The sequence below is a fragment of the Pseudonocardia kongjuensis genome (genome assembly GCF_039526905.1).
In the GTDB taxonomy this organism is placed as follows: domain Bacteria; phylum Actinomycetota; class Actinomycetes; order Mycobacteriales; family Pseudonocardiaceae; genus Pseudonocardia; species Pseudonocardia kongjuensis.
In genome coordinates, this window is the sequence record NZ_BAAAJK010000001.1 from 57354 (window position 1) to 83344 (window position 25991).

Annotated in this window: 23 protein-coding genes; 15 read left to right on the top strand and 8 right to left on the bottom strand. The window is 76.2% G+C overall.

All coding sequences use genetic code 11. The features are described 5' to 3' along the window. The first annotated feature begins 20 nt into the window (after positions 1-20). The 12 genes from ABD160_RS00265 to ABD160_RS00320 all read left to right on the top strand — a co-directional run bounded on the left by ABD160_RS00265 (position 21) and on the right by ABD160_RS00320 (position 14866). A complete protein-coding gene (locus ABD160_RS00265) occupies positions 21-1172 on the top strand; it encodes a type III PLP-dependent enzyme domain-containing protein (protein ID WP_344017439.1) in 1152 nt (383 codons plus the stop codon). A 64-nt stretch (positions 1173-1236) separates the two neighbouring features. Further along, the gene (gene speD, locus ABD160_RS00270) at positions 1237-2556 is read left to right on the top strand and encodes an adenosylmethionine decarboxylase (RefSeq protein WP_344017440.1); all 1320 of its coding nucleotides are present in this window, start codon (positions 1237-1239) and stop codon (positions 2554-2556) included. Between the two features lie 190 nt (positions 2557-2746). Then, positions 2747-3700, top strand: coding sequence for an SGNH/GDSL hydrolase family protein (locus ABD160_RS00275; protein ID WP_344017441.1), 954 nt, complete (start codon positions 2747-2749; stop codon positions 3698-3700). Positions 3701-3749: 49 nt separating this feature from the next. After that, on the top strand, positions 3750-6194 hold the full coding sequence (locus tag ABD160_RS00280; protein ID WP_344017442.1) for an FUSC family protein: 2445 nt from the start codon (positions 3750-3752) through the stop codon (positions 6192-6194). Continuing rightward, positions 6191-6931 carry an enoyl-CoA hydratase gene (locus ABD160_RS00285; RefSeq protein ID WP_344017445.1) on the top strand — a complete coding sequence of 247 codons (741 nt, stop codon included), beginning with the start codon at positions 6191-6193 and terminating at the stop codon, positions 6929-6931. Before ABD160_RS00280 ends, ABD160_RS00285 begins: the two co-directional genes overlap by 4 nt. 197 nt (positions 6932-7128) lie before the next feature. Continuing rightward, positions 7129-7635 carry a L,D-transpeptidase gene (locus tag ABD160_RS00290; protein ID WP_344017446.1) on the top strand — a complete coding sequence of 169 codons (507 nt, stop codon included), beginning with the start codon at positions 7129-7131 and terminating at the stop codon, positions 7633-7635. A 195-nt stretch (positions 7636-7830) separates the two neighbouring features. After that, positions 7831-8172 (top strand): BlaI/MecI/CopY family transcriptional regulator, encoded by a 342-nt coding sequence (locus tag ABD160_RS00295; protein WP_085912347.1) that lies wholly within the window; start codon positions 7831-7833, stop codon positions 8170-8172. A gap of 77 nt (positions 8173-8249) precedes the next feature. Next, positions 8250-9155, top strand: coding sequence for a M56 family metallopeptidase (locus ABD160_RS00300; RefSeq protein ID WP_344017449.1), 906 nt, complete (start codon positions 8250-8252; stop codon positions 9153-9155). A gap of 32 nt (positions 9156-9187) precedes the next feature. Next, positions 9188-10588 carry a type I glutamate--ammonia ligase gene (locus ABD160_RS00305; protein WP_344017451.1) on the top strand — a complete coding sequence of 467 codons (1401 nt, stop codon included), beginning with the start codon at positions 9188-9190 and terminating at the stop codon, positions 10586-10588. An 8-nt stretch (positions 10589-10596) separates the two neighbouring features. Continuing rightward, positions 10597-11415 (top strand): DUF6885 family protein, encoded by an 819-nt coding sequence (locus ABD160_RS00310; protein WP_344017452.1) that lies wholly within the window; start codon positions 10597-10599, stop codon positions 11413-11415. 102 nt (positions 11416-11517) lie between these two features. Further along, a complete protein-coding gene (locus tag ABD160_RS00315; protein WP_344017453.1) occupies positions 11518-12915 on the top strand; it encodes an ATP-binding protein in 1398 nt (465 codons plus the stop codon). Further along, a complete protein-coding gene (locus ABD160_RS00320; RefSeq protein ID WP_344017454.1) occupies positions 12908-14866 on the top strand; it encodes a vWA domain-containing protein in 1959 nt (652 codons plus the stop codon). Before ABD160_RS00315 ends, ABD160_RS00320 begins: the two co-directional genes overlap by 8 nt. 140 nt (positions 14867-15006) lie before the next feature. Here the strand turns inward: ABD160_RS00320 and ABD160_RS00325 are convergent, their stop codons facing one another. Together ABD160_RS00325 and ABD160_RS00330 are read right to left on the bottom strand one after the other, a co-directional pair. Further along, positions 15007-15873, bottom strand: a complete 867-nt coding sequence (locus ABD160_RS00325) for an NAD(P)H-binding protein (RefSeq protein WP_344017455.1) — start codon at positions 15871-15873, stop codon at positions 15007-15009. Positions 15874-16090: 217 nt separating this feature from the next. Further along, on the bottom strand, positions 16091-16951 hold the full coding sequence (locus ABD160_RS00330) for a LysR family transcriptional regulator (protein ID WP_344017456.1): 861 nt from the start codon (positions 16949-16951) through the stop codon (positions 16091-16093). 95 nt (positions 16952-17046) lie between these two features. On the opposite strand from ABD160_RS00330, the gene ABD160_RS00335 reads away from it, so the two are divergent. The 3 genes from ABD160_RS00335 (at position 17047) to mshC (ending at position 19568) form a co-directional block, all read left to right on the top strand. Further along, positions 17047-18039 carry a bile acid:sodium symporter family protein gene (locus ABD160_RS00335; RefSeq protein ID WP_344017457.1) on the top strand — a complete coding sequence of 331 codons (993 nt, stop codon included), beginning with the start codon at positions 17047-17049 and terminating at the stop codon, positions 18037-18039. Continuing rightward, positions 18036-18221 carry an SH3 domain-containing protein gene (locus ABD160_RS00340; RefSeq protein WP_344017458.1) on the top strand — a complete coding sequence of 62 codons (186 nt, stop codon included), beginning with the start codon at positions 18036-18038 and terminating at the stop codon, positions 18219-18221. Before ABD160_RS00335 ends, ABD160_RS00340 begins: the two co-directional genes overlap by 4 nt. A 105-nt stretch (positions 18222-18326) precedes the next feature. Continuing rightward, positions 18327-19568, top strand: a complete 1242-nt coding sequence (gene mshC, locus ABD160_RS00345) for a cysteine--1-D-myo-inosityl 2-amino-2-deoxy-alpha-D-glucopyranoside ligase (RefSeq protein ID WP_344017460.1) — start codon at positions 18327-18329, stop codon at positions 19566-19568. Between the two features lie 21 nt (positions 19569-19589). On the opposite strand, the gene ABD160_RS00350 is transcribed toward mshC, so the two are convergent. The 6 genes from ABD160_RS00350 to ABD160_RS00375 all read right to left on the bottom strand — a co-directional run bounded on the left by ABD160_RS00350 (position 19590) and on the right by ABD160_RS00375 (position 25883). Then, the gene (locus ABD160_RS00350; protein ID WP_344017461.1) at positions 19590-20291 is read right to left on the bottom strand and encodes a zinc-binding dehydrogenase; all 702 of its coding nucleotides are present in this window, start codon (positions 20289-20291) and stop codon (positions 19590-19592) included. Between the two features lie 76 nt (positions 20292-20367). Further along, positions 20368-21009, bottom strand: a complete 642-nt coding sequence (locus ABD160_RS00355) for a response regulator (protein ID WP_344017462.1) — start codon at positions 21007-21009, stop codon at positions 20368-20370. Continuing rightward, positions 20978-23050, bottom strand: a complete 2073-nt coding sequence (locus ABD160_RS00360) for a sensor histidine kinase (protein WP_344017463.1) — start codon at positions 23048-23050, stop codon at positions 20978-20980. The genes ABD160_RS00355 and ABD160_RS00360 overlap by 32 nt, the downstream gene beginning before the upstream one ends. Positions 23051-23054: 4 nt before the next feature. Beyond that, on the bottom strand, positions 23055-23753 hold the full coding sequence (locus tag ABD160_RS00365) for a hypothetical protein (RefSeq protein ID WP_344017464.1): 699 nt from the start codon (positions 23751-23753) through the stop codon (positions 23055-23057). A 121-nt stretch (positions 23754-23874) separates the two neighbouring features. Then, complete coding sequence (locus ABD160_RS00370) at positions 23875-24996, bottom strand: MFS transporter (protein ID WP_344017989.1); 1122 nt, start codon at positions 24994-24996, stop codon at positions 23875-23877. Next, positions 24993-25883: a PAC2 family protein gene (locus ABD160_RS00375; RefSeq protein WP_344017465.1), complete on the bottom strand. Its 891-nt coding sequence runs from the start codon at positions 25881-25883 to the stop codon at positions 24993-24995. Before ABD160_RS00375 ends, ABD160_RS00370 begins: the two co-directional genes overlap by 4 nt. Positions 25884-25991 lie beyond the last annotated feature (108 nt).

Consider the following 25991-nt stretch of genomic DNA (forward strand, 5'->3'; position numbering starts at 1 on the left):
CGGTGGGGCAGCATCACGGCGTGCTCTCACCCGGACTGCAGACGGTGCTCGCCGGGCACCATCCGACGCCGTACCTCGCGCTGGATCCCGCCGTCGCGCGGGACCGCCTCCGCACGCTGCGCGCCGCGTTCGGCGACGCCGCGATCCTCTACGCGGTCAAGGCGTGCCCGGAGCCCGCCGTGCTGCGCGCGCTGGTCGCCGAGGGAGCCGGCTTCGACGTCGCCTCCCAGCAGGAGATCGAGCTGTGCCTGGCCGCCGGCGCCGATCCGGCGGTCCTGCAGCACGGCAACCCGGTCCGCGGCCCCGGCGCGGCGGCCCGCGCCGCCGCCGCCGGGATCCGCCGGTTCGTCACCGACAGCGCCGAGGACGTCGACGCGCTCGCCGCCGAGGTGCCCGGCGCCCGGGTGCAGGTCCGGCTGATCGTCGACGACAGCGGATCGGCGACGCCGTTCCACGGCAAGTTCGGGGCGCTCCCCGGCGAGGCCGTCGCGCTGCTGCACCGGATCCGCGAGCGGGGGCTGGTGGCCGCCGGGGTCACCTTCCACGCCGGGTCCCAGCAGACCCGGCCGCAGACCTACGCGCACGCGATCGGGACGGCGCTGACCGTCGCCGGGCGGGCCGGGCTGCGCCGTCCCGAGCTGGACCTGGGCGGCGGCTGGCCGGTCGCCTACCGGTCCGCGGTCCCCGGCCCGGAGGTGTTCGCCGCGGCGGTCCGCGCCGCGGTGGCCGCCGCGGTCGCCGCGGGCCGGGTCGACGACGTCACCCTGCTGCTGGAGCCCGGCCGGGCGCTGGCGGCACCGGCCGGGGTGCTGCGGACGACCGTGCTGCGGGTGTCCCGGCGGCCGGGCGTCGACCACCGCCGCTGGGTCTATCTCGACGTCGGCCGCTACCAGGGGCTCGCCGAGACCGAGGGGGAGGCGCTCGCCTACCCGGTCCGGGCGCCGGACCGCTCCGGGCCGCCGGGACCGGCCGTGCTGGCCGGGCCGACCTGCGACGGCGACGACGTGATCTACCGGCGGACCCCGGTCGCGCTGCCGATGGACCTGGCCGCGGGCGACGTGCTGGACCTGCTCGGCACCGGGGCGTACACCTCCAGCTACGCCTCCGTCGGGTTCAACGGGTTCGGCCCGCTCCGGGTGGTCGTGGCCGGCCGGGAGCCCGGCACGCCATGAGGCACGCCACCACCCGGCGCGCGGAGGGGGCATCGGCCGGGCATGGCGGTTAGCGTGTCCGGACGTGTCACTCTCCACCTCGCTGACCCCGCCCGCGCCGTCCGTCCCGGCCGGGGAGCTCCATCCGAGCGCCGTCCTCGACGGCTCCGGCGATCCCGCGCTGCCGAGCACGGCCTCCCCGGTGGGCAGGCACGTGCTGGCCGAGCTGGGCGGGATCGACCCGTCCGTGCTCGACGACGTCGATCGGCTCCGCACCGACCTGGCCGCCGCGCTGACCGAGTCCGGCGCCCAGGTCCGGCAGATCGTCACCGAGCGGTTCGAGCCGCAGGGCGCGACCGTGGTCGCGGTGCTGGCCGAGTCGCACGCCTCCATCCACACCTGGCCGGAGCACGGCGGCATGCACGTCGACGTGTTCACCTGCGGGGAGAGCGCCGATCCGGTCGCGGCCGTGCAGCGGCTGGCCGAGCGGGTCGGCGCCCGGGACACCGCGCTGCAGGTCGTCGACCGGGGCGGGGCGCCGCGCACCGTCACCGAGCCGATCGCCGAGGGCCTGACCCGGCGCTGGGAGCTCGGCCGGGTGCACCACGTCGCGCACACCGGGTTCCAGAAGGTCGTGGTCGCCCAGACGGCGCAGGGCGTCACCCTGTTCTGCGACGACGAGCGGCAGTCCACCGAGCACACCCAGCTCACCTACCACGAGGCGCTGTTCTGGCCGGGTGCGCTGCTCGCCCGGAAGCTGGAGCGGGTGCTGGTCGTCGGCTCCTCGGAGGGGGTCGCGTCCGAGCTCGCGGTCGCCGCAGGCGCGACCCGGGTCGATCACGTCGACATCGACACCGAGGCGGTCCGGATCTGCGCCGAGCACCTGCCCTACGGCTACACCCCGGAGAGCCTGGCCGCGGCCGAGCGCGGGGACGGCCCGGTGCACCTGACCTACGGTGACGGCCGCCGGTTCGTCCTCGACTCCACCGAGCAGTGGGACCTGATCCTGGTCGACCTGCCCGACGAGCGGCCCGACGAGCCGGACGCGCAGATCAACCGGCTCTACGAGGAGTCGTTCGTGCAGGCCTGCGCGGACCGGCTCACCGAGGGCGGCGTGCTGGTGTTCCAGGCGGGCAGCCCGGCGGTGTGGCGGGACGCGACCCTGCGGTCGGCCTGGCAGCGCTTCCACGCGGTGTTCGGGGCGACCGGCGGCCGCGGCGTCTACATCGGCTGCGAGGAGCACGAGTGGGCGTTCCTGGCCGGGGTCCGGGAGCCGATGGCCGATCCGGGCGGGACCGCCGCGGCCCGGCTGGCGCAGCTGCCGGCCCGTCCCGAGCTGTGGGACGAGGTGTCGCTGCGGCACCGGCTGGTCGCACCGCTCGCGTTGCGCCGGGCCACCGGCTGAAACCCCGGTGACGGTGCGTGACGGTGCCGGGTCGCACCGCCCGTCACGCACCGCCGATCGGGTCGTAACCGCCGGTGGCCGGGGTCGTTGGTCGGGTCAGGACCGGTGATCGTCGCCGGTCGCCGCCCGACCGGAGGTCCCAGAGCCCGTGCGCCGTCCCCGTCCCGCCCGGTGGCTCGCCGTCGCGAGCATGACCCTGCTGACCACGGCGGGCATGAGCGCCCTCGCGCCGGCCCAGGCCGACGCGCCGACGACGTTCGCCGAGACGACGCTGTCCGCGCGCAACCTCGACAGCGCGCCGATCGGCCGCTACGTCGCGCTGGGCGACTCCTACGCGGCGGGGCCGCTGGTGCCGGTGCAGTCCGGGCAGCCGGCCGGCTGCCTGCGCTCCAGCCGGAACTACCCGGCGGTGCTGGCCCGTTCGGCGGGCTTCACGAACTTCACCGACGTCTCCTGCAGCGGTGCGACGACCGAGGACATGACCGGCCCGCAGGCCGTCCGGCCCGGCCCGAACCCGCCGCAGCTCGACGCGCTGGACGGCACCGAGTCGCTGGTCACGCTGACCATCGGCGGCAACGACATCGGCTTCGCCTCGATCATCACCGAGTGCACGACCCGGTCGTCGGCGAACCTGCTCGGCGCCGCCTGCAAGGACTTCTTCACCGCGGGCGGCGAGGACGAGCTGGCGGAGCGGATCGACGACGCCGCGGGCAAGGTGGAGGACGTCCTCGCCGAGATCCGGGAGCGGTCGCCCGCGGCGCGGGTCGCGCTGGTCGGGTACCCGTCGATCCTGCCGGACACCGGTCCCGGCTGCTATCCGGTCGCGCCGTTCAGCGCGGGCGACACCGCGTACCTGCGGGACACCCAGAAGGCGCTGAACGCGATGCTGGCCGAGCAGGCCGCGGACGCCGGCGTCGACTACGTCGACACCTACACGCCGACCATCGGGCACGACATCTGCCAGCTGCCGGGTGTGAAGTGGGTGGAGGGCCTGGTCCCGACCTCGCCGGCCGCGCCGGTGCACCCGAACTCGCAGGGCATGCGGGCGATGGCCGCGGCGACCGGCGCCGTGATCGGCGTTCCGGTGGCCGAGCCGGTGGCCGAGCCGGTGCCTGCGGAGGCCGCGGCGACCACGAACGGGTGATCGTTTCACCCCGGCGCCGTGCCGTCGGGGTGCGTGCCAGACTCGCCGCGTGAGGACGTGGTGGGGTGAGCTGAGGTCGTGGGCGGCCGCCGTCGATCCGGGGCGGACCCGGTTGCACATGGCGGCGGTCGCGACCGCCGCGATGATCGTCGCCGCGCTGGCCGCGGAGGTGCTGCGGGCGTTCACCGGCCGCCCGGTGACGACCCTGCTGTTCGCCGTCGTGCTGGCGATGGTCAGCAACCTGGCGGTGAACGAGCCGACCCTGGCCCGGCGCCGGGTCACCACCGCCCTGATGGCCCTGCCGGCCGCCGGATCGGCGACGCTGGCGGTGCTGCTCAGCCCGTTGCCGGTGGTCGGCGACGTGGTGTTCGTGCTGGTGATGGTCGTCGCCGTGGCGGTGCGCCGGTACGGGCCGCGCGGCACCGCGCTCGGCATGGCCGCGTTCATGCCGTACTTCTTCGTGCTGTTCCTGCAGGCGGTCCCGGCCGACCTGCCGTTCCTGCTCTCCGGTGTGGTGATCGGGATCGGCAGCACGTTCCTGCTGCGCTGCGTGCTGTTCACCCGGCGGGTGGAGAACGTGATCGACGCGCTGGTGCGCGCCTTCGAGGCCCGGCTGCACGCCCTGCTGCTCGCCGCGGCGGAGGTGCTCCGGGCGGCGCCCGCCGAGGCCGACCTGCGGCCGCTGCTGCGTGCCCAGGCCCGGCTCAACGAGACCGCGCTGCTGGTCGCGGACCGGCTCGACGAGGCCGACGACGACCCGATGGCGCACCCGCCGGGACGGCTGCCCGGCGGCGCCCGCCCCGGTGGCCCGGAGGGCGCCGAGACCGAGCTGGCCGCGCTGCGCCAGTGGATCGTGGACTCGGAGCTGGCCGCCGAGCGGGTCGCGATGTCGGTGCGGCGCTCCGTCGAGCACCACGACCCGATCCCGGAGGACGACCGGGAGGCGCTGGTCACCGGCGTCCGCGGGCTGGCCGCGGCGACCGCCGTCGGGACGCCGCGGCCGATGGTGGCGAGCCTGTACCGCGCCGCGCGGGACGCGGTCGCCGCGATCGCGCAGCGCCCGGCCGGGACCGGTGGGGCCGCCCGCGAGCAGCGGATCGCCTTCGCGGTGGGCCGGCTGGCGGACGCGATGCAGACCACCGTCGAGCAGACGCAGCGCCGGATCGCCGAGCGCCGGGGGGACGGGGACCGGGCCGGCGCGGCGGCACCGGACGACCAGGAGGTTCCGGACGTTCAGGATGTTCCGGACGGGGCGGATGCGCGGGATGACGTGGCCGGGCCGGACGGTGCGGCCCGGGGCGGCGGGCCCGGGCTCTACACCCGGCAGGCACTGCAGGTCGGCGTGGCGACCAGCCTGGCGATCGTCGTCGGCGAGGCGATCTCGCCGGACCGCTGGTACTGGGCGGTGATCGCGGCGTTCATCGTGTTCGTCGGCGCGGTCAGCCGCGGCGACGTGCTCAGCCGGGGCTGGGCCCGCGCGGTCGGGACCACCGGCGGCGTGGTCGCCGGGATGCTGCTCGCGCTGCTGGTCGGCGGGAACGTGGTCGTCAGCCTGGTCCTGCTGTTCGTCTGCGTGTTCCTCGCGCTGTACCTGGTGCGGGTGTCCCAGGTGATGATGGCGTTCTGGATCACCGCGGTGCTCGCCCTGCTCTACGGCCTGATCGGCCAGTTCAGCGTGCAGACGATGGTGCTGCGGGTCGAGGAGACCGTCGTCGGCGGCGCGCTCGGGATGCTCGCCGCCTACCTGGTGCTGCCGACCCGGTCCCGGACGGCGTTCGCCGAGGCCCTGGACGCCGCGCTGACCGCGGTGGCGGAGTCGCTGCGGGTCTCGGTGGACCGGGCGCTGGGCCGGCCCGGCGCCGGGGACCCGCTGGAGAAGGCCCGCGCGGTGGACACCGCGGTGGCCGACGTCCGCGAGCGGGCCCGGCCGCTGGAGCACCCGATCTCCCGCCGGCCGCTGCGCCGCGGGGTGCACCACACGGTGCGGGTGATCGGCGCGCTGGACCACTACACCCGGCTGCTCGCCGCGCAGGCCGCCACCGCACACGTGCCGGGCTGGGCGGCCACCCTGGAGCCGGCGACCGCGCGGGTGCTGGACAACCTGGACGGGCTGCGCCGGATCCTGAACGACGGCTGGGGCCCGCCGGACCGCCGCGAGCTCGGCCCGGGCGCCGGGCCCGACGACTACGGCGTGCACTCGGCGGAGGACCTGATCGACGCCGCCGAGGCCGACGCGGCGTCGAGCGCTGCTTCCGGCCCCGGTGCCGCCGCGGTACCCGCGCCCGCCGGCGGCTCGGCGCTGCCCGGGCTCGCCGGCCCCGCGGACACCGCGGGCTGGGACACCGACGGCGCCTCGCCGGGGGACCGGCGCCGCCGGCTCGCCGCGGCCCGGCTGCTCCGCCGGATCGACCAGCTCGCCGTCGGGCTGGCCCGGGAGCTGTGCGGCGGTGAGTGGTCCGAGCCCGCCCCGGCCCGGGTTAGGCTCCGGCCGTGATCACCGTGAACACCGCCGACGGCGTCGGACTGATCGAGCTGCACCGTCCCGACCGCCGCAACGCCCTCGACATCGCGACCTGCCGGCAGCTGGTGGAGGCGACCGAGCGGGTCCGGGCGGACGGCGCCCGCGCGGTCGTCGTCGCGGGGGAGGGGCCCGCATTCTGCTCCGGCGCCGACTTCGGCGAGGTCTACGGCGAGGAGTTCCTGGAGGCGCTCTACGGCGCGCTGCACGCCGTCGCCGATCTCCCGGTGCCGGTGGTCGCCGCCGTGACCGGTCCGGCGATCGGTGCCGGCCTGCAGCTCGCGCTCGCCTGCGACCTGCGGGTGGCGGCGCCCGGCGCGGTGTTCGCGCTGCCCACGGCGCGGCTCGGGCTGGCCGTCGATCCGTGGACGATCGAGCGGCTGGTGCAGATCGCCGGCGGCGGCACCGCGCGCAGCCTGCTGCTGGCCTGCGCGACCGTGGACGCGGCAACGGCGCACGCCCGCGGGCTCGCCGACACCCTCGGCGACCGGGACGCCGCGCTCGCGCTGGCCGCCGACATCGCGACGATGGCCCCGCTGACGCTGGCGTACAACAAGCGCACCGCGAACGCCTTCGGCCGGGGCGGCCAGACCTCCGGCGACGTCGTCGCCGATCTGCAGGCCGAGTTCGACGCCTGCTGGTCGGCCGCCGACATCGCCGAGGGCCGGGCGGCGCGGCTGGAGAAGCGCGCCCCGGTGTTCCAGGGACGCTGATCCGGCCGCCCGGTGCCGGATGACTGCCGCTCGGCCGAATGTTGCCGAGTGAACGACCGTCCGTCGCCCTCCCGGTACCGCCGAACGGACCAGGCGGACCCGGCCCAGCCACTCCAAGATCAGCTTCGACTACTCTCCGGGGTCAGTTGACTGCGCTGGGCGGCGGGTCCGGCGGTCCCGACAGGAGGATCCGAGGAATGCAGCGAGGCACCCGGCGTATCCGGTGGACCGGAGCGCCCGCCGCCGTGCTCGCGCTGCTCGCGCTGGTCGGCGCGGTGACCACCGGCGTCGCCGTCGCCGAGCCGGACCCGCAGGCGGAGGCCAGGGCGCAGACCGCGACCGGCCCGCTGGTCGCCGGGACCCCGTGCACGTCGTCCGCACGGGCCTGCGTGCAGCTCTCCACCCGGCAGACCTGGCTGATCGAGAACGGCCGGATCGCCTTCGGGCCGGTCCCGATGCGCCCGGGCGACGCCCGGGACCCCACCCCCCGCGGCACCTTCGGCGTGCAGTGGAAGGCCGAGAAGTGGACCAGCCGCGAGCACCTCACGCAGATGCCGTACTCGGTGTTCTTCGCCGAGGGCGGGGTGGCGTTCCACCAGGGCGCGATGGACACGCCGTCGGCGGGCTGCGTCAAGCTCGACGAGGCGAACGCCCGGCACTACTTCGACACCCTGCAGGTCGGAGACCAGGTGCAGGTGCACTGACGGCTGCTCACCGGGACGCGGGTGCGGGCGCGCCTACTTCGCGCTCGTCCGCCTGCTGCATCCGACCGTCGTGCGGGCGATGCTGGGCCGGGCCGCCTACCGCCTCGCGCTGGGTGAGCGCCATGTGACCGGGATGTGACGATCATCGCGGAGCCGTTCTACGCACGGTAGAACGGCTCGCGTACGATGGTCGTCGTGACGAGTCTGGGGGAGCTGGAGCGGGCGGTCATGAACGTCCTGTGGGCGGCGGACAGGGACATGACGGCACGTGAGGTGCAGGATCAGCTCGCGGATCGCGACCTGGCGACGACCACGGTGCTGACCGTGCTGGGGCGGCTGGAGCGCAAGCAGCTCGTGCACCGCATCCGGGACGGCCGGGCGCACCACTACCGCCCCGTCGCCAGCCGCGAGGACCACGTGGCCGAGCTGATGAGCGACGCGCTGGACGACGCCTCCGACCGCGGGGCGGCCCTCGCCCGCTTCCTCGGTTCGATGTCCGAGGAGGAGCGGTCCCGGCTCAGGGACCTGCTGGACTGACCCGGTCAGGGGCTGTGACCTCGTGAAACGGGGGGTCGTTCAGCGAGATCGCGCCCCCTCGGCCACGATGTGACGCGATGGAGCTGACCGCGCTGGGACTCGGCCTGCTCGGCCTGGCACTCGCCGAGCCGGCCAGCCGCATGCTCGCGTGCGCCCGCTGGCCCGCCCGCGACCCGGTCGGGGCGCTGCTGCTGTGGCAGGCGGTCGGCCTCGGCGGCGGCATCTCGCTGTTCGGCGCCGGACTGGCCTACGGCCTCGCCCCGCTCGGCGACAGCCTGCCCGCCGCGGTCTCGGTGCTGGCCGGCGATCTCGCCGCCGGCGACTTCCCGGCGGCGCTCGATCCGCTGCACGTCGGTGCCCTGCTGATCGCGCTCGGCGTGCTCGCCCGGCTGCTGTCGGTCCTGGTGATCACCACCGTGCGCACCCTGCGGGCCCGCCGCAGGCACCGCGACCTGCTCGACGTGCTCGCCACGCCGTGGCCGTTCGCGTCCGGTACCCGGGTGCTCGACCATCCCGTCCCGGTGGCGTACTGCCTGCCGGGCCGCAGCTCCCGGCTGGTCGTGTCGGCGGGCGTGCTGGACGCCCTGGACACCGCCGGGGTGGTCGCCGTCCTCGCCCACGAGCGGGCCCACCTGCGGGAACGGCACGACCTGGTGGTCCTCCCGTTCGTCGCCTGGGGTGCCACGGCGCCGTTCGTCCGGGGGATGGTCGCCGCGCAGCTGGCCGTCGCCCGGCTGATCGAGATGCGGGCCGACGACGTCGCCCGCCGGCTGTGCGACCCGACCGAGCTGGCCACCGCGCTGAAGGCGGTCGGCGGATCGGCCCCGGCCGCCGCGCTGTCGTCGTTCACCGACGCGCTGGAGGCGCGGATCGAGCGGATCACCGCGCCACCCGCGCCGCTGCCCGCCGCCGTGCACTGGCTGGTCCGCGTGGTCGCCGTCGCGCTCGTGGCGCTGCCCCTCTGGGCCCTGCTCGTCCCCTGACGGCGGTGCGTTCCGGCCGTACGCTGACCGCCATGAGCACCGGGGACACTTCGGACACCGCGGGGCCGGACACGGCCGGGTTCGAGGCCCGCGCCCGCGCGCTGGCCGATCTGGGCGTGGTCGGCGTGACCATCGGCTGGCCGGACAACAACGGCGTGCTGCGCTCCCGGACGGTGCCGGTCGAGGCACTGCCCGACGCGGCCACCCGCGGGATCGGGGTCACCACCCTGTTCGCGGTGTTCGACACCCGCGACGGCATCGTGTTCGGCCCGCCCGGCCTGGAGACCCCCGCCGGTGACGTGCGGCTGGTCCCGGCCGCGGGCCCCGAGGGCGTCGTCCCGCTGGCCGGGCGGCCCGGCCTGGCCTGGAGCCCCGGCCGCGTCGTCACCGCCGACGGCGGTCCCTGGCCGTACGACCAGCGCGGCGTCCTGGAACGGCAGGTCGCCGCGGCCGGCGAGGCCGGCCTGTCGGTACTCGCCGGGTACGAGATCGAGTTCGCCCTCTACCGCGACGACGACCACGAGCCGCCGGTCCCGGCCGTCACCGGTCCGGCCTACGGGCCGGACGTGCTGATCGGGCTGGACGGTTTCGTCACCCGGCTGCTCGCCGACCTGCGCGACAACGGCGTCCCGGTCGGCCAGCTGCACGCCGAGTACGGTCCCGCCCAGCTGGAGCTGAGCATCGCCGCCGCCGATCCGCTGACCGCAGCCGACCGGCAGCTGCTGGCCCGCCAGACCATCCACGCCGCCGCGCTCGCGCACGGCTACCGGGCGAGCTTCGCGCCGCTGCCCTCCACCGGATCCGCCGGCAACGGCTGGCACCTGCACACCTCGGTCGCCCGCGACGGCGTCAACCTGCTCTCCGGCGGCGACGGGCCTGCCGGATCGACCGCGGACGGCGCGGCCTGGCTGGCCGGGCTGCTGCGCGACATCGACGCGGTGGCCGCGGTGACCGCGCCGGGCGTCCCGTCGGTGCTGCGGCGCAGGCCCGGGCACTTCGCGGCCGCCTACGGGTTCTGGGGCATCGAGAACCGGGAGGCGGCGCTGCGCATGGTGCCGGCCACCGGCCTGCTCGGGGCCGGGCACGCGAACGTCGAGCTGAAGGCGTCCGACGCCGCCGCCAACCCCTACCTGGCGCTGGCCGTGGTGATCGGCGCCGGACTGGCGGGGATCGCGGACCGCCCGGAGCTGCCGGACCCGATCCAGGAGGATCCGGGCACCTGGACCGCCGAGCAGCGCGCCGCGCGCGGCGTGACCGCGCTGCCCACCACCCCGGCCGCGCAGGCCGAGGCGCTGCGCGCGAACCCGCGGATCTCCGCGGTGCTGGGCGAGCACGTGGGCGCCGCGTTCCGGGCGGTGCGGGCCTCGGACGCCGCGTTCGCCGACGGCAGGTCCGTCGAGGACGTGCTGGCCGCCTTCCGGTACCGGTACTGACGGCGACGATGGCGTTCGTCCCCTTCACCGGCGTCGACGCGCTGCTCGCCGAGCACGCCGCCGCCCTGCCCCAGCCCGACCAGCTGTGCGGGCCGTTCGCGGCCCGGCTCGCCGTCGTCGCGCTCACCGGCCGGTCCCGCACCGCGGCGCCGGTCCCGGCCGTCACGGAGTTCGCGCGCGTCGCCGGATCGGCGATCTGGCCGCACGAGGTGCCCGGCGCGCGGCCGCCGGGGGCGCCGCCGCGCACGGACCTGTGGTCCGGGCTCGACCGGGCCGCCGACGAGCGGTCCGCGGGCACCTCGGCGGCCGGCGTCGGCAAGGCCGTCGAGGAGCTGTCCGGCGGCGTGCTCGCCGCGGTCCCGGCGGCCGGCACCTGGACGCCGGACCGGCTGCGCGTGCTGCTCGACGGGCTCACCGGGGTGCCGGTGCTGCCGGTGGCGAACCTCGACACCGCGCGGCTCGCCTCGTCGCACGTCCCCCCGGAGGTCCTGGACGCCTACCTCGCGACCGGTGAGGACGACGCGCTGCCGGGCGCGGACTGGTCGGCCGGGCACTTCGTGGTGCTCTACGGCCAGGAGGACGGCCCCGGCGGGACGCTGCTGGCCGTCGCCGACAGCTACCCGCAGCTGGGCGAGAGCGGCCGGCACCGGCAGCCGCTGCCCCGGGTCGCGGCGGCGCTGGCCCGGGAACGGCGGCACACCGGGGGACTGGTGCTGGTCACCGCGGCCGGGCACCGGGAGACCGCGGGCGTCGCGGTCCGGGCGGCCGGCCTGGAGGTGGAGTGGTGGGACAACGGCACCCCGCGGGGCCCCCGGACACCGCGCTGAGGCCGGCACCTCGGTGACCCCGGTCACCTGCCGATCGCGGTGGCGCCCCCGGAGCCGGTCGACGGCGCGCTGCGGGTCGCAACCGGGCGTAGCGTGGAATCCGTGCCCGTCACACCACCTGACCTTCCCCGCACCGTCGGCGCGCTGCGCGCGTCCGGCCACGAACTGCGGGCCGTGAAGCACGAGATCCGAGACAACCTCCTGGCGGCCCTGCGCGCGGGCCGCGATCCCTGGCCCGGCATCGTCGGGTTCGGCGACACCGTCGTCCCGCAGCTGGAGCGGGCCCTGATCGCCGGTCACGACCTCGTCCTGCTGGGCGAGCGCGGCCAGGGCAAGACCCGCCTGCTGCGCGCGATCGGCAACCTGCTCGACGAGTGGACACCGGTGATCGACGGCTCCGAGATCGGCGAGCATCCCTACGAGCCGATCACCCCGGCGTCGATCCGGCGCGCCGCCGAGCTCGGCGACGAGCTGCCGGTCGGCTGGGTGCACCGCAGCCACCGCTACACCGAGAAGCTGGCCACCCCGGACACCGCGGTCGCCGACCTGATCGGCGACGTCGATCCGGTCAAGGTCGCCGAGGGCCGCTCGCTCGGGGACCCGGAGACCATCCACTTCGGGCTCGTCCCGCGGGCCCACCGCGGCATCGTGGCCATCAACGAGCTGCCCGACCTGGCCGAACGCATCCAGGTCGCGCTGCTCAACGTGATGGAGGAGCGCGACATCCAGGTCCGCGGCTACACGCTGCGGCTGCCGCTGGACGTGCTGCTCGTCGCGAGCGCCAATCCGGAGGACTACACCAACCGCGGGCGGATCATCACCCCGCTCAAGGACCGGTTCGGCGCCGAGGTCCGCACCCACTACCCGCTCGAGCTGGCCCCGGAGATCGACCTGGTCCTGCAGGAGGCGGTGCTCGCCGCCGAGGTGCCGCGGCACCTCGTCGAGGTCGTCGCCCGGTTCACCCGGCTGCTGCGCGACTCGTCGGCGATCGACCAGGGCTCCGGGGTGTCCGCCCGGTTCGCGGTGGCCGCCGCGGAGACCGTCGCCGCCGCGGCGCTGCGCCGGGCCGCGCTGGTCGGCGAGGAGCGGGCCTACGCCCGCCCGGTCGACCTGGAGTCGGTGCCCGCGGTGCTGCGCGGCAAGCTGGAGTTCGCGGCCGGCGAGGAGGGCCGCGAGGACGACGTGCTGGAGCACCTGCTGCGCCGGGCGACCGCCGACACCGCCCGGTTCGCGCTGCGCGGCGTCGACCTCGACGAGCTGGCGGTGGAGGTCTCGACCCGGCCGGTGCGCACCGGCGAGCGGGTCCCGGCCCGCGACGTCGTCGCCGCGCTCCCGCAGGTCGGGGCGCTCACCGAGATCGCGGCCCGGCTCGGCGCCGCAGGCACCGAGGACCCGGGCCCGATGGCGTCCGCGGCCGAGCTGGCGCTGGAGCACCTGTTCCTGACCCGCAAGCTGGCGAAGGACACCACCGACGACGGGGACACGGTGTCCTATGGCTGATCCGCGGCGGTCCCGGCGGCGCTGGGCGTACGGGCCGTACACCGGCGGCCCGGACCCGCTCGCCCCGCCGTACGACATCCGGTCCGCGATGGACCGGATCGGCCGCGACGTGATGGAGGGCTCGTCCCCGCGGCAGGCGCTGCAGGAGCTGCTGCGGCGCGGCCTGGACGGCAACCGCGGCCTGGACGAGCTGTCCCGCCGGGTCTGGGAGCGGCGCCGCGAGCTGCAGCGCGACAACCGGGTCGACGGCACCCTGGCGGAGGTGCGCGAGCTGCTGGACCGCGCGCTGGGCGCCGAGCAGGAGTCGCTGCGCAACGAGGACTCCGACGACGCCCGGTTCCGCGAGATGCAGCTCGACGCGCTGCCGTCGGACACCGGCGGTGCGGTCCGGGAGCTCTCCGGGTACGACTGGCGCTCCGCCGACGCCCGCGAGGCGTACCAGGAGATCCGCGACCTGCTCGGCCGGGAGCTGCTCGACCAGCGGTTCGAGGGCATGAAGCAGGCCATGCAGAGTGCGACGCCGGAGGACGTCGAGCGGATCAACGCGATGCTCGACGACCTCAACGGGCTGCTGGAGCAGCATGCCCGCGGCGAGGACACCACCGAGCGGTTCGCCGAGTTCATGCGCGAGCACGGGCAGCACTTCCCGGAGAACCCGCGCAACACCGAGGAGCTGATCGACGCGCTCGCCGCCCGGTCGGCGGCCGCCCAGCGGATGCTGAACTCGATGTCCGCCGAGCAGCGCGCCGAGCTCGCCGAGCTCGCCCAGCAGGCGTTCGGCGATCCGCGGCTCGCGCAGTCGCTGTCCCGGCTCGACGCCCAGCTGCAGGGCCTGCGCCCCGGCGAGGACTGGACCGGGCGCGGCGAGTTCCGCGGCGACAACCCGATGGGGATGGGCGAGGCCACCCGGGCGCTGGAGGAGCTGGGGAAGCTCGACGCGCTGGCCGAGCAGCTGGCGCAGAGCTACCCGGGCGCACGGATGGAGGACATCGATCTCGACGCGCTCACCGAGATGCTCGGCCCGGAGGCGGCCGCCGACGCCCGCACGCTCGCCGAGCTGGAACGCGAGCTGCAGCGCCAGGACCTGTTCCGCCGGGCCGCCGACGGCTCGCTGATGCTCTCGCCGAAGGCGCTGCGCACACTCGGCCAGTCCGTGCTGCGCGACGTCGCGGACCGGATCTCCGGCCGGCAGGGTGCCCGGGAGACCCGCCGGGCCGGCGCCGCGGGGGAGGCCACCGGCGCGACCCGGCCGTGGGCGTTCGGCGACACCGAGGCGTGGTCGGTGCCGCGCACCCTGCTCAACGCCCAGCTGCGCCGCGCCGGCGGCGACGACCGGCGGCTCGACGTGTCCGACGTCGAGATCGTCGAGACCGAGCAGCGCACCCGGGCCGCGGTCACCCTGCTGGTCGACACGTCGTGGTCGATGGTCGCCGAGGGCCGGTGGGTGCCGATGAAGCGCACCGCGCTGGCCCTGCACCAGCTGATCTCCACCCGGTTCCGGGGCGACGACCTGACGCTGATCACGTTCGGCAGGCACGCACGGACCGTCGACCTGGCCGAGCTGGTCGGGATGGAGGGCGTGTACCGGCAGGGCACCAACCTGCACCACGCGCTGCTGCTCGCCCGGGAGCGGCTGGCCCGGCAACCGGATGCCACGCCGGTGGTGCTCGTCGTCACCGACGGCGAGCCGACCGCGCACCTGGAGTCCGACGGCGAGGCGTTCTTCGACTACCCGCCGAGCCCGTACACGCTGCGGGCGACCGTCGACGGTCTGGACCGCCTGATCGGGATGGACGCCCGGTTCACCTTCTTCGTGCTCGGCGACGATCCCGGTCTCGCCGCCTTCACCGACCGGCTGGCCCGGCGTGCCGGTGGCCGGGTCGTGCATCCGGACCTGGACGGCCTCGGCGCGGAGGTGGTCTCGGACTACCTGCGGCGACGCACCGGCTGACCGGGCGCGGTCGGTGGGGCACCGGCCGGCGGGGCGCCGTTCCGCGGTGCCCGGCCGGGGGCGGGGGTGCTCGGCCGGGCGTCCCGCGGTGCCGGGTCGGGGGCGGGGTGCCCGGCTCGGCGTCGTCGGGTGGCGCCCGGTCAGGGCCGGAGGTGCTCGGCGGCCCAGGACCGCAGGGTGGTCGGGGTGGTGGTCGTCGCGTCCCTGGGTTGCTCGGCGACGAAACCCCCGGTGAGGCCGGCGGCCATCCCGGCGATCGCCTCGACCTCGGGCGCACCCAGCCCGGCGGCGAGCAGCGCGGCGCGGAAGTCGGCGTCCGGGATGTGCACGGCGGCCACCGGGTGCCCGCGCAGCTCCGCCAGCAGCTCCGCGACCTGCGCGAACGACAGATCCTGCGGCCCGTGGACGGCCTGGACCAGCCGGCCGCTCCAGGACGGGCCGAGCAGCCGGGCCGCCGCGACGTCGCCGATGTCGCGCGGATCGACCCACGGCAGCGGGTGCTCCACCGGCCACGGGGTCGGCAGCGTGCCCGCCGCCAGGTCGTCGGCCGACAGCAGCAGGTTGGTGGTGAAGTAGCCGCACCGCAGGTGCAGGACCGGGGTGCCGGTCCGGTCGAGCGCGGTCTCGGTGGCGGCGAGGCCGTCGATGTCACCGGCCCCGGTCCGCAGCTCGGCGCCGACACTGCTCTGGAACACGGTGCCGCCGATGCCGTGGACGGAGGCGGCCTCGGCGACCACCGCGGCGCAGGTGCGGTGCTGCACCATCGGGTCCGATCCGGGCGGCGCCGGCGGGTTCACCCAGTACAGCCGGTCGGCGCCCGCGGTCGCGCGCAGGACGGCGTCCCGGTCGGTCTGGTCGGCCCGCACCGGTTCGACGTGTCCTGCGAGGTCCGGCGGGAGCCGTCCCGGATCCCGGAGCAGGGCCACCGGGCGGACGCCGGCCTGCACCAGCAGCCGGAGCACCCGGGACCCGACGTTGCCGGTCGGGGTGGTCACCACGATGCGCATCCGGGCACTCTGCCGGTCCCTGCGCGGACTCACCACATCCACGGCAGACCAGGCCGCGGTGCTGTCGTGTCGGCGCGGCACTGTCACTCCCGCCCGACGTTCGCACGGGTTCGTCGCGTTCGCACGGGATTCGATCCCGTGCGAACGCAGTGATCCCGTGCGGATCTGGGCCCACGCGCTTGCCGTGGTCCTGCGGGGAGCTGGGGGAGGCCCGGGATCAGGATTCGGTGCGCAGGTCGCTCGCCCCGGTACGAATGCTGCGGGCCAGCTCCCCGGCCTGGTCGGTCCGCCGCCGCCCGTGGGCCAGCACCACCTCCACCGGCCCGAGCGGAGGCAGCCCGGCGCGGCCCGGGATCTCGACCAGCCCGTCCGGGACGAGCGTCGCGGCGTGTGCGATCACCCCCAGCCCGGCGAGCGCGGCGGCGCGCAGCCCGGAGAGGCTGCCGCTGGTGCAGGCCATCCGCCAGGGCCGCCCGACGGCCTCCAGCGCGCCGATCGCGGCGGAGCGGGACAGACTCGGCGGCGGGTAGGCGAGCAGCGGCACCGGATCGCCGGGGCCGAGCCGGAGGCCGGGCGCGCCGACCCAGACGAACCGGTCCCGGCGGATGACGGAGCGGCCGTCGTCGGGCCCGGGGAGGCGTTTGGCGACCATCAGGTCGAGCTCGCCGGCCTCCAGGCGTCGTTCCAGGTCGTCGGCCAGCCCGACGGTCAGCTCCAGGTCGACCTGCGGGTGCCGGTGCCGGAAGTCGGCGAGGATGGCCGGCAGCCGGGTCATCACCAGGTCCTCGGACACCCCGAACCGGACCCGGCCGTGCACCCGGGACGCCTGGAAGTGCGCCAGCGCCCGCTCGCCGGCGTCGAGGATGGTGGCGGCGAACTCCTCCATCGCCTCGCCGTCGGCGGTCAGCGCCACCGAGTGCGTGTCCCGGTCGAGCAGCGGCCTGCCGACGACGTCCTCCAGCCGCCGGACGTGCTGGCTGACGGTGGACTGGCCGAGCCCGAGCTGCGCGGCGGCCCTGGTGAAGCTGCGGGCCCGCGCGACGGCGGTGAAGGAGCGGAGCAGCACCGGGTCCAGCACGCCCGCGAGGCTAGCGCAGTCATCGCGTCGTGTGATGACAGTCAATGGGTCCAGCGGGTTTCCGAATGACGGGCGGCGATCCAGAATCGATCACCATGCGCGTGCGTCCCGACCCCTATCTGGTCCTGCTGTTGCTCACCGTCGGGATCGCGGCGCTCGCGCCGGCCCGCGGTGCGATGGTGCAGGTCGTCGACGTCGCGGTGACGGTCGCCATCGCCCTGCTGTTCTTCCTCTACGGCGCCCGGCTGTCGGCGGCCCAGGCGCTCGGCGGGCTCCGGAACTGGCAGCTGCACGGCACCGTGCTCGCGATCACGTTCGTGCTGTTCCCGCTGCTCGGGCTCTCGGTGCTGCTGCTGCCCGAGTGGCTGCTCCCGGCGCCGCTGGCGATCGGCGTCGTCTTCCTGTGCTGCCTGCCCTCGACCGTCCAGTCGTCCATCGCGTTCACCGGGATCGCCCGCGGGAACGTGCCCGGCGCGATCGTCGCGGCCTCGGTGTCGAACGTGCTCGGCGTGTTCCTCACCCCGCTGCTCGCGGCGCTGCTGCTGGCGACCAGCGGCGGCTTCGATCCGTCGTCGTTCGGGGACATCGCGCTGCGCCTGCTGGTGCCGTTCCTGGCCGGGCAGGCCGCCCGGCCGTTGATCGGCGGCTTCGTCACCCGGCACAAGAAGCGCCTGACCCTGCTCGACCGGGGCGCGATCCTGCTGGTCGTCTACGCCGCGTTCAGCGAGGGCATGGTCGCCGGGATCTGGGAGCAGATCACCCCGCTGTCGCTCGGCGTCCTGTTCGGCATCTGCGTGCTGCTGCTGGGTCTGGTGCTGGGCGCGACCGCGCTCGGCGCCCGGCTGCTCGGGTTCGACGCCGCCGACCGGATCACGATCGTCTTCTGCGGCTCGAAGAAGTCCCTGGCCAGCGGCCTGCCGATCGCCGGGGTGCTGTTCGGCGGCCCGGCCGCGGCGCTGATCGTCGTGCCGCTGATGGTGTTCCACCAGCTCCAGCTCATCGTCTGCGCGATGATCGCGAACCGGCTCGGGCGCCGTCGTGCGCACCTCGACGACGACGCACCCGCCGGGGCACCATCGCGGGCGTGAGCCGACCGACGCCGTCCTGCCGGATCTGCGGCACCCTCCGGCCCGGGGAACCCGGTGCCGCGGCGGTGGCGGGCTGGGTGCCCGACCGCGACGGCCGCGGCCGCGAGGGCTGGCTCTGCCCGCCCTGCGCCCGCCGGCACGTCCGCGACATCGAGTCCAGGCTCGACGCCGAGTGGTGGTGAGCCCGCCCGGGCGGCCGGTGAGATGATCACCCGTCCGGAATCCGTGGGCGGCACCGCGCGTTCGGCAGCGTGAGTGCACCCGAGCAGCTAGGTAGGTTTGACCGTATGGACACCTGGGCCCCGACCGACGTCCCGGCACTGGAGGGCAGCGGTCCGCCGCTGCGGCTGCACGACACCGCGACCGGGCGGGTCCGGCCGACCGCACCCGGCGCGGTCGCCACGATGTACGTCTGCGGGATCACCCCCTACGACGCCACCCACCTCGGGCACGCCGCCACCTACCTGGCGTTCGACCTGGTGCACCGGCTGTGGCGCGATCTCGGGCACGACGTGCACTACGTCCAGAACGTCACCGACATCGACGAGCCGCTGCTCGAGCGGGCCGAGCGCGACCAGGACGACTGGGTCGTCCTCGGGCTGCGCGAGACGGCGCTGTTCCGCGAGGACATGGAGGCGCTGCGGGTGCTCCCGCCGCGTCAGTTCGTCGGCGCGGTCGAGGCCATCCCGGAGATCGCCGAGCTGGTCGCGAAGCTGCTCGCGTCCGGCGCCGCCTACCGGATCGACGACCCGGAGTACCCGGACGTCTACCACGACGTGTCCGCCACCGGCCGGTTCGGCTACGAGTCGAACTACGACCAGGAGACCATGCTGCGCTTCTCCCGCGAGCGCGGCGGCGACCCGGACCGGCCCGGCAAGCGGAACCCGCTCGATCCGCTGCTCTGGCGGATGGAGCGCCCTGGCGAGCCGTCCTGGCCGTCCACCGATCTCGGCCGCGGCCGCCCCGGCTGGCACGTGGAGTGCGCGGCGATCGGGCTGAACCGGCTCGGCCCGCAGATCGACCTCAACGGCGGCGGCTCGGACCTGATCTTCCCGCACCACGAGTGCGGCGCCCTGCACACCGAGTCGATCACCGGCCAGCATCCGTTCGCCCGGCACTACACGCACACCGGCATGATCGGGCTGGACGGCGAGAAGATGTCGAAGTCCAAGGGGAACCTGGTCTTCGTGTCCAAGCTGCGCAACTCCGGGGTCGACCCGAACGTCATCCGGGTCGCGCTGCTGGCCGGCCACTACCGCACCGACCGCTCCTGGACCGACGAGGTGCACGCGCTCGGGGAGCGGCGGGTCGCCCGCTGGCGGGAGGCCGTCCGGCTCGACGCCGGGCCGGACGCCGCCGAGCTGGTGACGAAGCTGCGCACCCACCTCGCCGACGACCTGGACACCCCCGGCGCGCTCGCCGCGGTCGACGCCTGGGCCGAGGAGGCGCTCACCCGCCGCGGTGCGGACCGGGCCGCCCCCGGGACCGTCCGGACCGCGCTGGACGCGCTGCTGGGCGTCCGCCTCTGAGCTCCCCGGGCCGTCCCGCGGTCACGAGGTCGTCGCGACGGTGATCCGGCGGGCCCGCGGCTCGCACGGCCCGAAGTCCGGTGCCGGGCCGAACGCGGTGCCGAAGGAGGTGTAGCGGCCGCCGTCGGCGACCAGCCAGGCGGCGGCCCGGCCGACCGTGCCGCCCGCCCCGTCGAACACCGCCGCCGGCCCGGCCGGGAGCAGCGCGTGCACCCCGGCGACCCATCCCCGGCGGCCGTGGTCGACGGCGTGCACCGCCCCGAGACCGAGCGCCGACCGTGCCGCCCGTGCCCCGCGGACGACGCCGACGACCCGCGCGCCGGCGTCGGTCAGCAGCCGCACGAGCAGCGCGCCCGGCCCGGTCGCGGCGGGCAGCACCAGGACGTCCTGCCCGGCCCGGACCGGGGTCAGCGCCAGCGCCCGCAGCGCGGTCCCGGCGTCGTCGGCGAGGCCGGCGGCGGGCTCCGGGCCGGGCCGCCCGGGCAGGACGACGACGTCGTCGGCCGGGACGACCAGCCGCCGGTCCGCCACGCCGTCCTCGGCCCGGGTCAGCACCGGCCGCCCGCGCAGGCACGCCGGCACGCCGGGGCCGAGCACGGTGACCGTCCCGGCCACCGTGCGGCCCGGCCCGTGCCGCCCGGACCCGGTGCCCGCCGCAGCGTCCACCGGCCCGGGCACCGCCACGCACACCGTCACCTCGCCCCGGCCCGGTTCCCCGTCCATCGCCCGCTCCTCCCGCGTCCCGGGACCGAGCGTTCTCCCTGAACCCCGCTTCAGGTCCAGGGCGTGGTGGCGCGGTTCACGGCCCGAGCCCGGCCGCCCGGGCCCGGTCGGCGGCGTCGGCCCGGTCGGCCACGCCCAGCTTCGCGAGCACCGACGACACCAGGTTGCGGACGGTCTTCTCGCTCAGCCCCAGCCGGCCCGCGATCCGCGGGTTGGTCAGACCGGCGGCCAGCCCGGTCAGCACCTCCCGCTCCCGGGCGCTGAGCTGCGGGAACGGCAGCGGCGCCGGGGCCGCCGGGGCCAGCAGCGCGGGCAGCCGCCCGGCCACCGACGGGCCGAGGATCGCCTCGCCGCCGGCGACGGTGCGCACCGCCCGCAGGATCTCCGCCCGGGCCGCGCCCTTGAGCAGGTAGCCGCGGGCGCCGGCGCGCAGCGCGGCCAGCACCGAGTCGTCGTCGCCGGACATGCTGAGCACCAGCACCCGGGCGTGCGGGCTGGCGGTGACGATCCGCTCGGTCGCGGTGATCCCGCCCATCCCGGGCATGGTCAGGTCGAGCAGCACGACGTCCGGATGGTGCGCGACGACCGCGGCGAGCGCCTCCTCGCCGGTCCCGGCCTCGCCGCAGACCTCGACGTCGGCGGCGGTGCCGAGCAGTGTCCGCAGCCCGGCCCGGAACGGGGCGTGGTCATCGACGATCAGCGTCCGGATCCGGTCCATCCGCACCTCCCGCTCCGTTCCCGGCCGGGAGCACGGCGTGCACCCGGGTCCCGCCGCCGTCGGCCGGGCCGACCGTAGCGCGGCCGCCCAGCTCCGCGGCCCGCTCGGCCATCGACCGCAGCCCGACGCCGGTCCCGGGCCCGTCCGGCGGGCCGATCCCGTCGTCGGTGACCGTGACGTGCAGGTCGTCGCCGCACATCCGCAGCGCCACCCCGATCCGGGTGGCCCGGGCGTGCCGGTCGGCGTTGGCGACGGCCTCGGTGACGATCCGCAGCGCCGCCACCTCGGCGGCGGCCGGCAGCTGCGGCAGCGGCGCCGGCAGGTCGAGATCGGCGGCCGGCACGCCGCGCGGCCTGCCCTGCAGCTGGGCCCGCACCGTCCCGGCGAGCCCGAGCGTGTCCAGCGCGGGCGGCCGCAGACCGTCGACGAGCCGCCGGACGTCGTCGAGCGCGGTCCTGGCCTGCACCGCGATCTCGGCGAGCTCGTCCGGCCCGCCACCGGTCTCCCGGGCCGCGTCGGCCCGCATGACCAGCCCGGCCAGCGTCGGGCCGAGGCCGTCGTGCAGGTCGCGCCGCATCCGCCTGCGCTCCTCCTCGCGGGCCCGCACCAGGTGCTCCCGGGATCGCTGCAGGTCCTCGGCGAGCAGCCGGGCCCGGTCGGTCGCCCGCACGGCGCGGACGGTGCTCGCGATCGGCCCGGACAGGTCGCGCAGCAACCGGCGGTCGCGCGCCGACAGGCTCCGCTCGCCGGGCCGCGGCCCCAGCACCAGCCGCCCGACGTGCTCGGCACCCGCGGTCAGCTCGACGATCTCCTCGCCGGCGGGCGCCGGATCCGGCCCGGCGGCGGCGCGGATCGGGCGCCCGGCGTCCCCGTCGACCTCGATCCGCACCGACGACAGCTGGAGCGCGTCCCGGACGGTGCCGGCGATCCAGGGCAGCGACGACGGATCGGCGACCGCCTCCAGCCGGTGGCCGAGGCCGGCGAGCACCGCGTAGGGGTCGCCGCGCTCGCCGTAGAGGAACCGGTCGACCCGGCGCTGCAACCGGCTGCGCAGCGGTGCGAACAGCACCGCCGCCACCGCGACGCCGAGCAGCGCCGCCGGCAGGTCCCCGCGGCTGCCGAGCAGCGGTTCCAGCATCCGCCCGCCGAGCGCGACGGCGCCCAGGTAGATGCCGACGACGCTGCCGGACAGCACGACCAGCACCACGGTCCGGCCGATCACCAGCTCGATGTCGAGCAGCCGGTGCCGGGCCACCGCGATCCCGATGGACACCGGCACCAGCAGCGCCGCGGTGGAGCCGAGCAGCTCCCAGAACGGCACCGCCGACGGCCACGGCCCCGGTTCGTCGTCGGTGAGTCCGGCGACGAGCCGGGCGAGCACGACCAGCGCCGCCATCCCGAGCGCCCAGACCGGCCAGGCGAGCCTGCGCCGTTCGGTGCTGCCCGGTGCGGCCCGGCCGAACCGGACGACGAGCAGCACCACCCCGGCCACCATCACCAGCCCGCAGGCCAGGGTGAACAGCGTCGTCACCGGTTCGGCGAGTCCGGCCAGCGCCGGGACGCCGAGCGGGTTGGGCCGGGTCCCGACGCCGAGCTGGCTGTCCGGGCCGGGACGCACCGCGGCGAGCAGCGCGGCCGGCACGGCCAGTGCGGCCAGCCCGAGCACGGCGGGCCGGCCCCGGCGGGGCACCGTCCCGTCCGGGAACACCAGCGGCACCAGCACCAGCATCAGGTTCGCCGGCACCCACAGCCAGGTCTGCGGCCAGCCGAGCGCGGCCGCCGCGACCGAGCCCTCCGGCAGCCGCAGGGCCAGCCGCCCGGCGGCCTCGGGCAGCGCGAAGCAGGCCGCCGAGCCGAGCAGGAGCAGGCCGACCCGGTGCCCGGGGCGGTGCTCGAGCACCAGCCCGCCGGTCACCGCGCAGGCCGCGACGAACGGCAGCACCCAGAGCTGGGTCAGCGGTTCGCCGGCGTCCAGGGCGAGCGCCGCGGCGACGGCGCACACCAGCAGGACGGCGCCCGCGGCACCGGAACGGGAGGTCACCGGCTCAGTCTGCCGCCGCGCGGGCCGCGCTGCGGGCGAGCAGCGGCCCGGACACGATCAGCCACAGCGCACCGGGCAGCAGCGCGATGTACTGCACCGGCGCCAGCTGGGTGGCGAGCAGCAGCACGGCGGCGACCGCGCCGGTGACCGCGAGCCCGCGGCCCACCGAACGGCGGGCGAACCCGGCGCGGGCGACGGCGGCGGCGCTGAGGCCGAGACCGCCCCACAGCCACGGCACCGCCCCGTAGTGGACCACCATCGAGCCGACGGTGTCCGGATCGGCGATCGCGCCGTCGCCGACCGACCACCACAGCTCGGTGTCCAGCCCGGCGCCGAGGAACACCGCGACGGCGGTCAGCGCCACCCCGCCCGCGGCCACCGCGGGCACCAGGCCGCCGGGCGGCTCGCGCAGCGCGAGATGCCGGTACAGGCCGGCGGCGAACACCATCAGCAGCGTGACGACCAGGGCGGACAGCGCCTGGTGCGCCCAGACGATGCTGCTGTGCTCGGCCACCGACGCGGCCATCCGGCTGCTGTCGCCGGCGTCCCAGGCGTCCTGGGTGTAGATGCCCGCGGTGCCGAGCAGGCCGGCCGCGCCGGCGAGCCCGGCTGCGGCGCCGCACCAGGCCCAGCCGGTGCCGGGCGGGCCGGCGACGAGCCGGGTGGGTGCGGTGCGGGGGAGTGGTGGTGGGACGGCGTGCACGGTGGGTCCTCTCCGGACGGGATGTCGGTCGGGAACCACCGTGTCGCCGCCGGTGTCCCGGCCGGCAGGGCCGGTCCGTCCCGGCCGGCCGGGACGCACCCGGGACCGGCCGCCGCCCGGTTCAGGCCCGGCGCCGGTCCACGGCCAGCACCGCGGGCACCGCCGACGCCAGCAGCCCGGCCGGCACCAGGAAGGCGGCCAGCGGATCGGCGTGGTGCAGCGGGGTGATGACCATCGGCGACGCCGCCGTCCCGGCGAACCGGCCCGCCTGCACGACCGACACCGCCCCGCCGCCGTTCGCCCCGCCCGGGCCGAGCGCGAGCGTGTTCACCCCGACCAGGACGAACTGGCCGCACACCCCGGCCAGCGCCCAGCAGGCCACGACCGCGGCGAGCACCGGGGCGGTGCCGATCCCGGCGACCGTCAGCGCCCCGCCGACGGCACCGAGCGCGACGCAGCGGCGCGCGCCGATCCGGTCGATCGCGCCGCCGACCGCCCGCGCGGACAGGATCCCGGCGACACCGAGCGCGGTCAGCACCAGCCCGCGGGCGCCCGAGCCGAGCCCGAAGACCTCCTCCAGGCGCAGCGCGAGCAGGAAGTTCAGCCCGGCCAGCAGCCCCCAGCCCAGCCCGGCGGCCAGCCCGAGCCGCAGGATCGGGCCGGTCCACACCGAGCGCAGCCGCGGCCGCCCGGCCGGTGCCGGCCCCGCAGCGGCCCCGCCGGGCAGCCCGACCAGCCCGAGCGGCAGCGCGACCGCGGCGGCGCCGCCGAACGCCAGCCGCCAGTCGACCTCCGCGGCCAGGCCGCCGACCAGCGGGGCGAACGTCTGGCCTGCGGCCTGCAGCGAGCTGAACCAGCCCAGCGCCCGGCCGAGCCGGTCGGGCTCCACCGTCCCGGCCAGCGCGGCCAGCAGCAGCGGTGTGGTGAAGGCGTTCGCGACGCCCTGCAACGCCCGGGCGGCCAGGAACACCGTCCAGGTCGCCGCGAGCATGCAGGCCAGCGAGGCGAGGACGTACAGCGCGTACCCGGCGACCACGGTCCGGGACCGGCCCCACCGCTCGCCGAGCGTGCCGGAGACGAGCAGCGCGGCGGCGAACGGCAGCAGGTAGGCGGTGATGGATGACGACGCGGCCGCCGTCGGGACACCGAACTCGGCACCCAGCTCCGGCAGGATCGCCGCGGTCAGGCCACCGCCGAACGGGCCCAGGAAGGCGCCCGCGAACAGCGCGACCCGGCGGATCAGGAGTTCGGGCCGCGGCGGCGCAGGTAGCGTTCGAAGTCGGCGGCGATCGCGTCGCCGGAGGTCTCCCGCATCTCGGTCCGCGCCTCCTCCTCGTCCGACTCGTTGGCCTGCTCCTCGAGCTGACGGACGTACTCGCGGACCTCGTCGTCGGCGTCGGCCATCTCGGAGACCGTCCGCTCCCACTCCTCGGCCTTCTCCGGGAGCGAGCCGAGCGGCACCTCGACGTCGAGCGCCTCCTCGATCCGGTGCAGCAGCGCCACCGCCGCCTTCGGCACCTGGGCCTGGGAGACGTAGTGCGGCACCTCGGCCCAGTACGAGACGGCCGGGATCCCGGCCTGCACGCAGGCCTGCTGGAACACCGCGACGATGCCGGTCGGGCCCTCGTAGTTCGACGGCTCGGTGCCCATCTCGGCGAGCGACTCCGCGTCCCAGGACGTCCCGTTCACCGGGGTGGGACGGGTGTGCGGGACCTCGGTGAGCAGCGCGCCCAGTGTGATGACCTTCGTCACTCCCAGCCGTTCGGCCTGACCGATCAGCTCGGCACAGAACGAGCGCCAGCGCAGGTTGGGCTCGATCCCGTTGACCAGCACGACGTGCCGTCCGGTGCCGGGCAGCGTCGCCCAGGACAGCCGGGTGGTCTGCCACTCGATCCGCCGGGTCACCCCGCCGGCCAGCTTCACGTGCGGCCGCGTGACCTGGAAGTCGTAGTACTCCTCGGGATCGATCGAGGTCAGCGGCTCGGCATCCCAGCTGAGCTCCAGGTGCTCCAGAGCGGTGCTCGCGGCCTCCCCGGCGTCGTTCCAGCCCTCGAACGCGGCGATGAGGACCGGCTCGACCAGGTCGGGGGTCTCTCCGCCACCCGTGGTGCTCGGCTCTCGGTCGGTCATCGGACCAGCCTACGACCCCGGACGCTCAGAACCCGGGTGAGACCCGGCCGGCGGGTAGCCTGACTGATCGTGTCATCTACGACGGGAGCGGATCACTCGGTGAGCAAC

Coding starts and splice junctions, on each gene's coding strand:
- ABD160_RS00275 (WP_344017441.1), top strand. CDS start 2,747: ATGACCCTGCTGACCACGGCGGGCATGAGCGCCCTCGCGCCGGCCCAG.
- ABD160_RS00290 (WP_344017446.1), top strand. CDS start 7,129: ATGCAGCGAGGCACCCGGCGTATCCGGTGGACCGGAGCGCCCGCCGCC.
- ABD160_RS00300 (WP_344017449.1), top strand. CDS start 8,250: ATGGAGCTGACCGCGCTGGGACTCGGCCTGCTCGGCCTGGCACTCGCC.
- ABD160_RS00305 (WP_344017451.1), top strand. CDS start 9,188: ATGAGCACCGGGGACACTTCGGACACCGCGGGGCCGGACACGGCCGGG.
- ABD160_RS00310 (WP_344017452.1), top strand. CDS start 10,597: ATGGCGTTCGTCCCCTTCACCGGCGTCGACGCGCTGCTCGCCGAGCAC.
- ABD160_RS00320 (WP_344017454.1), top strand. CDS start 12,908: ATGGCTGATCCGCGGCGGTCCCGGCGGCGCTGGGCGTACGGGCCGTAC.
- ABD160_RS00325 (WP_344017455.1), bottom strand. CDS start 15,873: ATGCGCATCGTGGTGACCACCCCGACCGGCAACGTCGGGTCCCGGGTG.
- ABD160_RS00335 (WP_344017457.1), top strand. CDS start 17,047: ATGCGCGTGCGTCCCGACCCCTATCTGGTCCTGCTGTTGCTCACCGTC.
- mshC (WP_344017460.1), top strand. CDS start 18,327: ATGGACACCTGGGCCCCGACCGACGTCCCGGCACTGGAGGGCAGCGGT.
- ABD160_RS00350 (WP_344017461.1), bottom strand. CDS start 20,291: ATGGACGGGGAACCGGGCCGGGGCGAGGTGACGGTGTGCGTGGCGGTG.
- ABD160_RS00355 (WP_344017462.1), bottom strand. CDS start 21,009: ATGGACCGGATCCGGACGCTGATCGTCGATGACCACGCCCCGTTCCGG.
- ABD160_RS00375 (WP_344017465.1), bottom strand. CDS start 25,883: ATGACCGACCGAGAGCCGAGCACCACGGGTGGCGGAGAGACCCCCGAC.